Origin of the sequence: Wenyingzhuangia marina, from assembly GCF_900130035.1 — a bacterium.
Classification (GTDB): Bacteria; Bacteroidota; Bacteroidia; order Flavobacteriales; family Flavobacteriaceae; genus Wenyingzhuangia; species Wenyingzhuangia marina.
In genome coordinates this window covers 404828-416915 of sequence record NZ_FQXQ01000003.1, presented here as the reverse complement: position 1 = coordinate 416915, position 12088 = coordinate 404828, and the positions used below count along the sequence as shown (strand labels likewise).

Annotated in this window: 12 protein-coding genes; 10 read left to right on the top strand and 2 right to left on the bottom strand. The window is 29.2% G+C overall.

What is annotated here, in order from left to right:
• Positions 1-195: 195 nt before the first annotated feature.
• The gene (locus BUB70_RS08720; RefSeq protein ID WP_229742972.1) at positions 196-1605 is read left to right on the top strand and encodes an MltF family protein; all 1410 of its coding nucleotides are present in this window, start codon (positions 196-198) and stop codon (positions 1603-1605) included.
• A gap of 157 nt (positions 1606-1762) precedes the next feature.
• On the opposite strand, the gene BUB70_RS08715 is transcribed toward BUB70_RS08720, so the two are convergent.
• Positions 1763-2140, bottom strand: a complete 378-nt coding sequence (locus BUB70_RS08715) for a Fur family transcriptional regulator (RefSeq protein WP_073120610.1) — start codon at positions 2138-2140, stop codon at positions 1763-1765.
• Between the two features lie 95 nt (positions 2141-2235).
• Here BUB70_RS08715 and BUB70_RS08710 point away from each other — a divergent pair, with 95 nt between their 5' ends.
• Complete coding sequence (locus BUB70_RS08710; protein ID WP_073120608.1) at positions 2236-3138, top strand: NAD(P)/FAD-dependent oxidoreductase; 903 nt, start codon at positions 2236-2238, stop codon at positions 3136-3138.
• A 1-nt stretch (position 3139) separates the two neighbouring features.
• Entirely contained in the window at positions 3140-3394 is a 255-nt protein-coding gene (locus BUB70_RS08705; protein ID WP_073120606.1) for a hypothetical protein, read from the top strand.
• A gap of 199 nt (positions 3395-3593) precedes the next feature.
• Here the strand turns inward: BUB70_RS08705 and BUB70_RS08700 are convergent, their stop codons facing one another.
• Positions 3594-4349, bottom strand: a complete 756-nt coding sequence (locus BUB70_RS08700) for a class I SAM-dependent methyltransferase (protein ID WP_073120604.1) — start codon at positions 4347-4349, stop codon at positions 3594-3596.
• Positions 4350-4417: 68 nt separating this feature from the next.
• Here BUB70_RS08700 and BUB70_RS08695 point away from each other — a divergent pair, with 68 nt between their 5' ends.
• The 7 genes from BUB70_RS08695 (at position 4418) to BUB70_RS08665 (ending at position 12029) form a co-directional block, all read left to right on the top strand.
• Positions 4418-5206, top strand: coding sequence for an AraC family transcriptional regulator (locus BUB70_RS08695; protein ID WP_073120602.1), 789 nt, complete (start codon positions 4418-4420; stop codon positions 5204-5206).
• Positions 5207-5471: 265 nt separating this feature from the next.
• A complete protein-coding gene (locus BUB70_RS08690; RefSeq protein ID WP_073120599.1) occupies positions 5472-6548 on the top strand; it encodes a helix-turn-helix domain-containing protein in 1077 nt (358 codons plus the stop codon).
• A gap of 258 nt (positions 6549-6806) precedes the next feature.
• Entirely contained in the window at positions 6807-7490 is a 684-nt protein-coding gene (locus tag BUB70_RS08685; RefSeq protein WP_073120597.1) for a leucine-rich repeat domain-containing protein, read from the top strand.
• 10 nt (positions 7491-7500) lie between these two features.
• Positions 7501-7725 (top strand): T9SS type A sorting domain-containing protein, encoded by a 225-nt coding sequence (locus tag BUB70_RS08680; protein WP_073120594.1) that lies wholly within the window; start codon positions 7501-7503, stop codon positions 7723-7725.
• Between the two features lie 191 nt (positions 7726-7916).
• Entirely contained in the window at positions 7917-9689 is a 1773-nt protein-coding gene (argS, locus tag BUB70_RS08675; protein WP_073120593.1) for an arginine--tRNA ligase, read from the top strand.
• A gap of 113 nt (positions 9690-9802) precedes the next feature.
• Positions 9803-10735 (top strand): magnesium transporter CorA family protein, encoded by a 933-nt coding sequence (locus tag BUB70_RS08670; RefSeq protein WP_073120590.1) that lies wholly within the window; start codon positions 9803-9805, stop codon positions 10733-10735.
• Between the two features lie 145 nt (positions 10736-10880).
• Positions 10881-12029: a FecR family protein gene (locus BUB70_RS08665; protein ID WP_073120587.1), complete on the top strand. Its 1149-nt coding sequence runs from the start codon at positions 10881-10883 to the stop codon at positions 12027-12029.
• The last annotated feature ends 59 nt before the right edge of the window (positions 12030-12088 follow it).

Genomic DNA, 12088 nt, shown 5'->3' with positions numbered 1-12088 from the left:
AACGATATATAAAATCTAAAACACTGATAATAAATTCATTTGATATTTGTTTGAATGATAATTTTGAGTAACCTAATATTTCTTTAAGCTAAGTAAGAGTTAAATTCTGTCCGATATATTTTTTGTATTTTACAAGGAAACCTTAAAGATACATTCCGTATGCAGCTGCAATCTTCCTTGTTTAAAAAGCACTATTTGGCATTAATATTATGTCTGTTTTTAATTAATTGTGAGCAACCAAAAAAAAAGGATGCAATTAACAAACAGCCTATTTTGAAACGTGATTTAGAGTCCATTAAAAAAGATGGCATACTTAAAGCGCTTACAGTCTATAGCGGAACAAGCTATTTTTTATACAAGGGACAACCCATGGGCTACGAGTATGAATTACTTAAAAGATTAGCCAAACATCTAAATCTTGAACTTGAAATGGTTGTGGTTAAAGATCTTGATGAACTTATTATCAAACTCAATCAAGGTGAAGGTGATATTTTGGCACACGGACTCGCGATTACAGGAGACCGTAAAGCATCTGTATCATTTACAAACTATTTGTACCTAACCAAACAGGTATTAGTTCAAAAAAAACCAGACAATTGGCGTACCATGCATTGGCACAAATTGGAAAATGCGTTGATACAGGATGCCATAGAATTACTACAAGACACAGTATCCATTCGTGAAGGTTCATCTTACAGCGAGCGTATTGAGAATCTTAGCGATGAGCTTGGTGGTAACATTTATATTAATAAATTATCAGGTGAAATGGCTACAGATGAAATCATTAAACAAGTAGCCAAAGGGAATATTAAATACACGATTTCAGATAATAATATCGCCAAAATTATGGCTTCTTATTATCCTATTTTAGACATTGAGGTACCTGTTAGTTTTTCACAAAGAATTGGATGGGCCACACGTATAAACTCACCCAAATTACTAAATGCTATAAATTTATGGCTAGAAGATTTCAGAAAAGAGGTTGATTATAATGTTATTTATAATAAGTACTTTAAAAATAAAAAGAACTTTAGACGACGTGTAAAAAGTGACTTCTATAGTTTAAACAAAGAGGAAATTAGCCCTTACGATGCACTTATTCAAAAACATGCCGAAAAAATTAATTGGGATTGGCGTTTAGTAGCTTCCCTAATTTATCAAGAATCAAGATTTGATCCAAACAATAGTTCTTGGGCCAATGCGAAAGGTCTGATGCAATTGATGCCTAAAACTGCCGAAGAACTGGGAGTCCAAGATCGCAGTAACCCAAAACAAAGTATTAGTGGGGGAATCAAATATCTTAGACAGATTTGGAATAATTTCGACAAAATTAAAGACTCTATACAGCGAACTAAATTTACGATGGCCTCTTATAATTGTGGATTGTATCATGTTAAAGATGCTCAAAAGTTAGCTACCAAAAAAGGTTTGGATGCCTTTGTTTGGGATGACAATGTTGAAAATATGATCTTGGCTTTGAGCCATCCCAAAAACTACAACAATCCTATCATAAAGTACGGTTATGTTAGAGGAATTGAGCCCTATAATTACGTCAATCAGATTTTTGAACGCTATGCTCACTATACCCAATTTATTAATAAATAGCTGTTTTAAATAAAAAAAACAGAAACTTAAAACACCTTGCAGAAGGTATTTAAATAACAAACATACAAGAGACAACTATATTAAAGAGTTATCAATTATTTTGATCGCTCTTTAATATGGTTGGGTTATTGGGAACCTGTGGGCAATGTAAACAAACCTACGAACAGTCATTACAAACCCCGGTCAGAACACAATTTGTATTTTGAACTTCATAACCATTGGGAACTGAATATTCAACAGGAACTTGCAAACATTCAATCGTATCACACGACAAACACCGAAAATGGAAATGATGTTGAATAACTTCTTGTGGATTTTCACATTTTTTACAAATAGCAAAATACTGTTTTCCGTCTTCAGCAACTATTTTGTGTACTATCCCATCTTCACAAAATCTGTTTAATACTCTATAAATTGTAGCTCTATTGATTTCAATATTTAACTGCTTTTCAATAGCGTCATGACTTAATGCTTTTCTTGAATTTAGTAGTAAATTCAGTACTGCCTCTTTTGTGGGCGTATTCCTTCTAATCATGTTTATTGCGATTTTATTGCAATAATACAAAAAAAATGTATTTTTGTCTAAAAAACTAATGCGACATTTTCGCATTTAAAACATAAATCAATAATATGAACAAGGTCTTTGAAGTAATTATAATTGGTGGAAGTTATGCAGGACTTTCAGCAGCAATGACTTTAGGTCGTTCCCTTCGCAAAACATTGGTAATTGATGCTGGAAAACCGTGTAATCGACAAACGCCACATTCACATAATTTTTTAACTCAAGATGGAAGTACACCAAAAGAAATTTCTGAAATTGCAAAGAATCAAGTAGCAAAATATGACAGTGTAAAATTTTATAACGGATTTGCTGTAGGTGGAAAGAAAATTAAAAAAGGTTTTCAAATCACTACCTCAAATGGAGATGTTTTTACAGCAAAAAAATTGGTTTTTGCCACTGGAATTAAAGACATAATACCAGATATAAGTGGTTTTATGGAATGTTGGGGAATTTCCGTAGTACACTGTCCTTATTGCCATGGTTACGAAATACGAAATAAAAAAACCACTATAATTTATAATGGAGAAAGAGTGCTTCATCTTGCATCTTTAGTAAACAATTTAACAAAAGAAATAACAATTATCACTTCAAAAATAGAAGCGTTTGAAGAAAAACAGCTCGAAAAATTAAAACAACATAATATTCAAATCATCGAAAAAGAAGTTTCTTCAATCAATCATACTAATGGGCAATTAAAAAGTATTGTATTTAAAGATGGAAGTAAGGAAAATTTTGAATGTGCATATGCTCCTGTTCCGTTTGAACAAAACTCTAATATTCCCAAAGAATTGGGTTGTGAATTTACGGAAGAGGGATACATTGAAGTAAATTTTATGCAAAAAACCACAGAAGAAGGCATATTTGCCTGTGGAGACAATAGTACAATGATGCGTTCTGTATCAATGGCTGTTAACAGTGGAAACATAACGGGTACAATGATAAATCAAGAACTCACTCAAGAAAATTTTTAATATGGTAGAAGTGTTTATAACCAATGTAAAATCAGAAATTCTATCAATAGAAATTTTACAATTTTTGGAAAAGAATTATCCACAGGTAGAATTCAATTTTGACTTGGAAGATTTTAATAAACCATACCCTTACGGTCACTCTATTTTAAGAATTGAAGTTAAAGTAATTGATATAAATTCAATAGCTCAACAACTAAAAAGTAAAGGAATTGAATGTGAATTATTAGGCTATGAAATATATTTATATAATCACTGAATTTTTGAAAAAAAACATTTAATAATAAATATGAAATATGGGATCTAAAAATATACTGAATTAATTAAAAACCTCTTCGTAGAAAATCCTGTACAAAATACTCTAATTCTGAAAATTATATATGGATAAAATCCCCCTATTTTTAATATACTAACCATTACATTCCATACATAAAAAGCCCCCGATGAAGAGGGCTTTTTTATTTTTTTAATGAAAAAATATGAATTGGATACTGCAAAAAATATTCTTCATTTAATTTTAACACATTTATTCCTAAATCATTTACTCCCACATCAGTAATAATCATGTTTTTTAAAGTATTTTTGTCTCTTGGAAAAGATGCTTTAAGCTGTTCTTTTAATGAAATCTGCATTGAATAAAAATCTGTATTTAAACTTTTAAAACCGACCTTTTTAAATAAATTAGAAAATTCAGTTAATGAAAGTGCTGCAACATGAGAATCATCCCTGTTTTTTTCCATTTCATTATATTTTTTAATTTTAGAATCTGGTAAAGAAACATCAACCACTAAAACCTTTCCTCCTGGTTTACAAACTCTTTTCATTTCAGACAAAACTTTAAATGGGTTTAAGAAATGATGAAAACCAAATCTTGAAATTACAATTGAAAAGCTATCATCTTCATAAGGTAAATTGTCAACATCTCCAATTTGCCAAGTCATATTAGTAAGATCGCACTTAGTTTGCAACTTTTGTGCCTCATCAAGCATTCCTTGTGTTATATCAATCCCTGTTACATCATGGGTATGTTTGGCAAATTCACATGATACAATACCAGAGCCACAAGCAATATCTAAAACTGAATCACTCTTTGAAGCTGATGATAAGGAAATTAACTTATCTAAAGCCTCACTATGCGAAGTAATTGCAGTGTATCCACTAGCCTGCTTTGAAAATTGTTTTACAATGTTTTTGTTATGATTTTTAACATCCATAATCTATTATTTTAAATTTTTACAAAGTTCAGGAATAGAAACAATGTCTTTATTACTATATTTAGACAATGAATATTGATTACAAGACAAATATTAAAATAGATTCAGGATACGAAATAAACGAATTCCGTCCAGTAAGCACCTATTCTGAAAATATTCAAAATGCCAAATGTGCAAATTCACACGCGCATCCAAGAGCACAAATTATATCATGTAATTCAGGTGTAATGAAAGTTGTAACAAAAAGCAATATATGGATAATTAATCCTTTACAAAGTGTTTGGATTGCCAGTAACGAGGAACACCAAGTTTTTTTCCCAAAGAATGTAAGGGTAATTACAGCATTTATTGACAAATCAAAATTAAATAATCTTCCAAAAGATAGCTTTGCATTTGACAATTCAAGTTTTTTAAACAGTCTTCTAAAAAAAATAGTCTCTTTTGGTAATCCCAACAAATTAACTATACCACAAAGTAGAGTAATTGAGGTATTCTTAGATGAAATTTCTATCTTAAAAGCAAGCACAACCTTTTTACCAACAAGCCAAGAAAAAAGAGTAAAAATAGTAGTAGATGATTTAATGCATAATTTCTCAAGCAAAAAAAACATTGATTATTACGCCAATAAATCATCTGTGAGTCCGAGAACACTTTCTAGATTATTTAACAAGGAATTAGGCATGAGCTTTGGAGATTGGAAAATGCGTTTAAAATTAATGGAAGCAGTAAAGCAGCTAGGAGAAAATAAAAGTGTAAAACAAATTGCCTTTGATTTAGGTTATGAAAATGTTAGTTCATTCATTACTACTTTTAAAAAACATTTTGGAAAAACACCCACAAATTACCTAACAAAATAAGTTAAAAAAACAAAACATCATATTTTATATTGGCAATAGGAATTATCGCTATGTAAATGCTCTTAATTTTAGTAGTAGAAAAAAACTTGGTAACCGTCTAATTTTTCATATACCAACCGTTATTTTTAAATAGATAATAAATTCTAGAATTCATTAAAGTTTTTGGTATTTTTATATCTAATAATTATAGGTTATATCATTTATTATTAAAGACCTATTTTTATCAATACCATTCAATAATTGCTATACAATTAAACAACCTATAATGAACTTATCCAGATGGTTTCAATTTATAAGACCTAATATTAAATTTTATCAAAGTGGTTTTTTTGAATTTCCTTTTCTAGCAAATAGCCCTGAGCTTATGATAGAAAGCACCATAAAAACTCCTGGAAGCAAACATATTAAAAGAGAGCAGGCTGTTTATAGAAACAATCCTTTTACAAAAGGATCATTTCATTATCGAAAAATTGAAGATGGCTTATGGTTAACAATTACAGATATACAGTTTAAACAAAATACAATTATTAAATCTGTTTATGATGAAAATATTCCAAGTAATCATTATACAATCACTTTTACTCTTTTTGAAAGTGAAGTAAAACTTCAAAATACTTTTATAGACAAAATACCTTTCCAAAATAAATTTTGGGGTTTTAAAAAACCTGGTACAGATGTAGGTGCTTGTTTTTATAAAGGAACCAAGTCAAAATTCTTTATTTATTATATTAGTCCAGATTGGATTAAAAAAAATGTGCCTTTAGATAAATTAGATGATAGCATTCCTTTTAAAAAATTTCTAAATTCTGATAAAGGTTTTATTTCCTTTCAAGATATAGTTCCCTATGCAGAAGGATTTTCTAATGAAATTTTACATACCGTTAAAACGTTTAATGATGATGTTTTTAACGAAACTCTTTTAAAATCTCAAGCTTTTAGTTTGATATCTTCTTTTTTCAAAAATGTTTTTAGAGATGTAAGAAAAGAAAACTATCTTGAAAAAGGAAAAGCTGATTATAAAAAAATTTCTGAATGCGAACGTCTAATATCAACAAACCTAGGACTACCTTTTATCGGTATTGATATCATTGCTAAAAAACTAAACATATCTCCTTCAAAATTAAAAACTGATTTTAAGTCTGTTTACGGAACTTCGATATTGCAATATCACATTCAAAAGAAAATGGAATTAGCTATGCAATTAATACTTAACACCAATTTACAAATTAAGTACATAGCTCAGGAAGTTGGTTATGAAAGCCAAAGTAAATTTAGTGCTGCCTTTAAAAACAAACACGGAAAACTCCCGTCTGAAATACGTATAAACAACACTTTAGATTAGCAACCTCTTCTATTTTTCTTCATAAAAAACACAAAATTGTCCTATTGGGCTATTGATTTGTCTTAATTGGCTATATAATCATTTATTAGTGGAATAGATTTGTTATAAAAAAATAACTATAGATAAGTAGTTCAGTTTATGAAAATAAAATACATCCGTTTTTAGAATTGGTTCTGAAACAAAAATGTATCATTTATTTTTTTTTCCTAAAAGACAAAAGCAGCTTATCAAATTAGGTTATTTATAAAAATCATTTTTATGAATACAAATACTGCTTCACCAATAACCTCTAAAAAACCTATACGTTTTAATACCGAGGGAATAGCTTATGAAAAAACATCGGAAGCAACAGTTAGGGTCATTAAAAATTTAGATAACAACTATGTTGGATCTATAACAATTCCTGCAGCTATTGTTTACAATAAAACAAAATATATTGTTACTGAAATTAGTGAAACTGCTTTTAAAGGCAACGAAAACATCAATTCAATTAGTATAGGTGATAATATTAAAACTATCAAAGCATTTACATTTAGTTATTGTAAAAATTTAACTTCTGTAACTATACCAAATTCTGTTTGCTCCATTGGAGAATCTGCTTTTAGTGCTTCTGGACTAACTAGTTTTACTTTCCCTAGTGCCGTTACCACAATTGAAAATTATTTATTTCTGGGTTGTAAAAAATTAATTACTATTATAATTCCCAATACCATTACAACTATAAAAGAGTATTCTTTTAGTTGGTGTTTACAATTAACCAATCTAGTTTGTACTATTGAATCTCCCTTAGCAATTCATTCAAATGTTTTTTTTGAAACAAATACTAACTTATGCAAGTTAGAAGTTCCTGTAAAAAGTATAGAAGCATACCAAAAAGCTAACGTCTGGAAAAGTTTTAAAACAATAATTGCTACTGAAACAGTGGATACGTCAAATTTATAAACAAAACAACATGCCTATCTCTCCAAACCCTGTAGAAAATAATTTATTTGTAGAGTTGAACGACTCAAAGGAAGCTACTATTGAAGTTTTTAATGAGAATGGACAACTATTAATTCAAAAAACAATAACCAACTCACAAAATACCATCAACACCAACAACTTATCTACAGGAATATATTGGCTTAAACTTACCTCCAACAAAGGAATCATCACTAAAAAATTTATTAAAAATTAGTTTATATATAGAAGTGAGATCTATAATCATGAATCTTTTTATTATAGATGATAATAAAAAAAAGATTCTTTTATACTTCTATATATTTAGGTTAAACCGCACCTAAATAAAGCCCTAATAATTTTAAATTTAACAAGTAGTCAAAAATTAATTATTTCCGTACTTTCGCAGTTCATTAGAAATAAACAAAAATGAGTATCCAAAACCATTTAGAAATTGCTGTTAAAAAAGCATTTGTAGAAATTTTTGAAACTGAAATTCCAGCTGTAGAATTCCAAGCAACTCGTAAAGAATTTGATGGAGATATTACCATTGTAGTTTTTGCTTTTTTAAGATTTGTAAAAGGAAATCCTGTTCAAATTGGAACTCAAATTGGAGAATACCTAAAAACCAATGTTGATTTGGTTACCGATTTTAATGTCGTAAAAGGATTCTTAAACATTTCTATCAACCCTAGTTTTTTTGTAGATAGTTTTTACGGAATCTACGAAACAGAAAATTACGGAACCCTTCCCCCTGCTCCAACTGAAAAAGCGGTAATGGTAGAATACTCTTCTCCAAACACCAACAAACCTTTGCACTTAGGTCACGTACGTAACAATTTATTAGGTTTTTCTGTAGCAGAAATTATTGCCGCAAGTGGTAAAAAAGTTTACAAAACCCAAATTATCAACGATCGTGGAATTCATATTTGTAAAAGTATGTTGGCATGGCAAAAATTTGGAAACGGAGAAACTCCAGAAAACACAGGTTTAAAAGGTGATAAATTAGTAGGAAACTACTATGTAGCGTTTGACAAGGCTTATAAAGAAGAAATAAACAACTTAATTGCCCAAGGAAGAACCGAAGAAGAAGCTAAAAAACAAGCCCCTATTTTATTAGAAGCTCAAGAAATGTTGCGTAAATGGGAAGCAGGTGATGAAGAAGTGGTAAACCTATGGAAAACTATGAACCAATGGGTCTATGATGGTTTTGCTGTTTCTTACAAAAACCTGGGAGTTGAGTTTGATAAAAATTACTACGAAAGTGAAACCTATCTTTTAGGAAAAGACTGTGTACAAGACGGTTTAGAAAAAGGTGTTTTTTATAAAAAAGAAGACGGTTCGGTTTGGATTGACTTAACCGACGAAGGTTTAGATGAAAAACTAGTGTTACGTGGTGATGGAACTTCGGTTTACATTACACAAGATTTAGGAACTGCTATTCAACGTTTTCAAGAATTTGATATTAATGCGTTAACTTATACTGTTGGAAACGAACAAGATTATCATTTTAAAGTGTTGTTCTTAATTTTAAAGAAATTAGGATTTTCTTGGGCTGAAAACATGTATCACCTTTCTTACGGAATGGTAGATTTACCAACTGGTAAAATGAAATCTAGAGAAGGAACAGTTGTAGATGCTGATGATTTGATGGAAGAAATGGTCAATACGGCTCGTGAAATTTCTCAAGAATTAGGAAAGTTAGAAGGATATTCAGAAGAGAAAAAAGAGGAATTGTATAAAATTATAGGAATGGGTGCTTTAAAATATTACATTTTAAAAGTAGATCCTAAAAAACGTATTTTGTTTGATCCTAAAGAATCTATAGATTTTAACGGAAATACAGGGCCTTTTATACAATATACTTACGCTAGAATTCAATCTATTTTAAGAAAAGCTGATTTTGATTATACAGCAAAACAAAATGTTGAAATTTCTGACAAAGAATTAGCCGTAATAAAAACCTTACAATTGTATCCAGAAACAGTTCAATTGGCTGCAAAAAATCACAGTCCGGCATTAATTGCTAACTATACTTACGACTTGGTTAAAGAATACAACTCATTCTACCAAAGTTCATATATTTTAGGTTGTGAAGAGGAAGCTTTAAAAGTTTTTAGAACACAATTATCAGCACAAGTTGGAGATACTATTAAATCTGCCTTTAAACTTTTAGGAATTGAAGTTCCAGAGAGAATGTAAAGATTTATCATATTATTTAAAAAGCCCATCAATTTAAATTGATGGGCTTTTTTTAGGACTTCATTTTAGAATTTAAGTAACTTAACAAAGTGAACTAAGCACACCTTATTGTTATGATTAAAATATTTAAAACCTTTGGAGAGTCCACAGAAATTGAAAAAGCAGAAAAAGGATGTTGGATCAATGTAACCAATCCTAATTCCTACGAAATAAAAACACTCACCACTAAATACAATCTTCCTGGAGATTTAGTCAATGACATTTTAGATATTGATGAAAGATCTAGAGTTGAATTTGATGAAGATTGGACTTTAATCATTCTAAGAATTTCTGCAGCATCTCTTAACAATAATAACCTGCCTTTTTACACAGTTCCCTTGGGTGTTTTTATCACCGAAAACTTTACGGTGTCAATTTGTTTAGAAGATAATGAAGTTTTACCCATGGATCATCCAGCTATCTTTAAAGGATATACACATCAAATTTCGGACAGTGTTAATTTTGTACTTCATTTGTTTTTAAATTCAGGAAAACTGTATTTAAGACATTTAAAGCAAATCAACAAAATGACCAATTTGATTGAACAAGATTTAGAAAAATCTATCAAAAACAAAGAGTTAAATAAGTTGTTAAAATTAGAAAAGTGTTTAGTGTATTTTATCACGGCTCTAAAAGCCAATGAAATAGTGTTAAATAGATTAAGAAAAAACAAAAATTTCACAAAAGACATCAACAAAGAACTAATAGATGATGCCTACATTGAAAACAGACAAGCTTTAGAAATGTCTAAAATTTATGCCAACATACAAAGCGGTATGATGGCCACTTTTACCTCCGTAATTTCTAACAACCTAAATGTGGTGATGAAAAAACTAACGTTGATTTCTATTATTTTAATGATTCCAACCTTAATTGCTAGTATTTTTGGAATGAACATTCCTAATGGACTAGAAAATATTCCCATGGCTTTGCCATTTGTGATTTTAATATCAATCATCTTATCTGTAATAGGTGTATTTATATTTAAAAAAAGACAATGGATATAACCAACTGTAAAGCAAAACATTAACCAAACAAAAAGCACTTTTAAATTAAACAACACAACTACCTAACATATTGATAACACACTCATAACATACGTTTTCTAGGGTATTTACTTTTAGCTATGTCTTAGCTATATAAAAGAAAAGTATGATTACATCTGAAATAGAAAAGTGTATTATTAATTACCTAAAAGGAACTGCTTCTACTAAAGAACTACGTCAATTAGAAGATTGGATAAAATTAGCTAACAATAAAGAGCTTTTTAAAGAATACATAAAACTAGATTACATTACTAGTGTTGCTCTTGTTAAAAATCATAAATCTGATTTTATAAATAAAGAAATCTTTAAAACTAAGGATAAAACAAAAGTTAGAAAACTACTTCCATTTAAATTACTAAAATATGCTTCTATATTATTAATAGCAATTTGTTCTACTTATTTAGTATATCAAAATTTAACTAGAAAAGAAAATTATATTGCTAATACAGACCAAATTATTCTTGATTTAGGAAATGGAAAAACAGAAATTATTCAAGAAAATGGTTCTAAAAAAATTGTAGATATCAATGGAAATGTCATTGGTTTTCAACAAGCAAATAGAATTGTATATACTACTTCTAATAAAATATCTGAAAAAGAAATCATCAATAAATTGACAGTTCCTTATGGAAAACATTTTGAACTGGTATTGTCTGACGGGACCATAATTACTTTAAATTCTGGAACTTCAATAGAATATCCTAGTCAATTTTCTAACAATAAAAAAAGAGAAGTATCTCTTAATGGAGAAGCTTTTTTTAATGTAGCTAAAGACACATTGCATCCATTTGTTGTAAATGCAAATCAACTAAAAGTTCGTGTACTAGGAACGCAATTTAATGTTTCTGCATACCCCGAAGAAAAAAACATATCTACTGTTTTAGTTGAAGGATTGGTAGGCTTGTATAACAATGATGTTTACAATATCAATTCAACAACATTATTAAAACCAGGAGTTAAAGGTGTTTACAATACAGACAAACAAACCTTTTCTACTAAAAAAGTAGATACTAAAATTTATACTAGCTGGAGAACAGGAACTTTAATTTTTAGAGATATTTCTTTTAAAAATATTATCAAAAGGTTAGAGCGTAACTACAACATTTCCATTGTTAATAATAACAAAAAACTAGATCAACAATATTTTAACGCCAGTTTTAATGCAAAAGAAAGTGTTGAGGAAATATTAAGCACTTTTAGTAAAAGCTATCCTTTTAATTATGAAACAATCAACCAAAAAATAATTATTAATTAAAATAGAAATCACATGAACATGAAGTAAAGTCTAGGCATATATCAAAAAAAAAAGAAGAT

Excerpts from the sequence above, each read along its gene's own strand:
- BUB70_RS08715 (WP_073120610.1), bottom strand. The coding sequence starts at position 2,140 with ATGATTAGAAGGAATACGCCCACAAAAGAGGCAGTACTGAATTTACTA.
- BUB70_RS08710 (WP_073120608.1), top strand. The coding sequence starts at position 2,236 with ATGAACAAGGTCTTTGAAGTAATTATAATTGGTGGAAGTTATGCAGGA.
- BUB70_RS08705 (WP_073120606.1), top strand. The coding sequence starts at position 3,140 with ATGGTAGAAGTGTTTATAACCAATGTAAAATCAGAAATTCTATCAATA.
- BUB70_RS08700 (WP_073120604.1), bottom strand. The coding sequence starts at position 4,349 with ATGGATGTTAAAAATCATAACAAAAACATTGTAAAACAATTTTCAAAG.
- BUB70_RS08695 (WP_073120602.1), top strand. The coding sequence starts at position 4,418 with ATGAATATTGATTACAAGACAAATATTAAAATAGATTCAGGATACGAA.
- BUB70_RS08690 (WP_073120599.1), top strand. The coding sequence starts at position 5,472 with ATGAACTTATCCAGATGGTTTCAATTTATAAGACCTAATATTAAATTT.
- BUB70_RS08685 (WP_073120597.1), top strand. The coding sequence starts at position 6,807 with ATGAATACAAATACTGCTTCACCAATAACCTCTAAAAAACCTATACGT.
- BUB70_RS08680 (WP_073120594.1), top strand. The coding sequence starts at position 7,501 with ATGCCTATCTCTCCAAACCCTGTAGAAAATAATTTATTTGTAGAGTTG.
- argS (WP_073120593.1), top strand. The coding sequence starts at position 7,917 with ATGAGTATCCAAAACCATTTAGAAATTGCTGTTAAAAAAGCATTTGTA.
- BUB70_RS08670 (WP_073120590.1), top strand. The coding sequence starts at position 9,803 with ATGATTAAAATATTTAAAACCTTTGGAGAGTCCACAGAAATTGAAAAA.
- BUB70_RS08665 (WP_073120587.1), top strand. The coding sequence starts at position 10,881 with ATGATTACATCTGAAATAGAAAAGTGTATTATTAATTACCTAAAAGGA.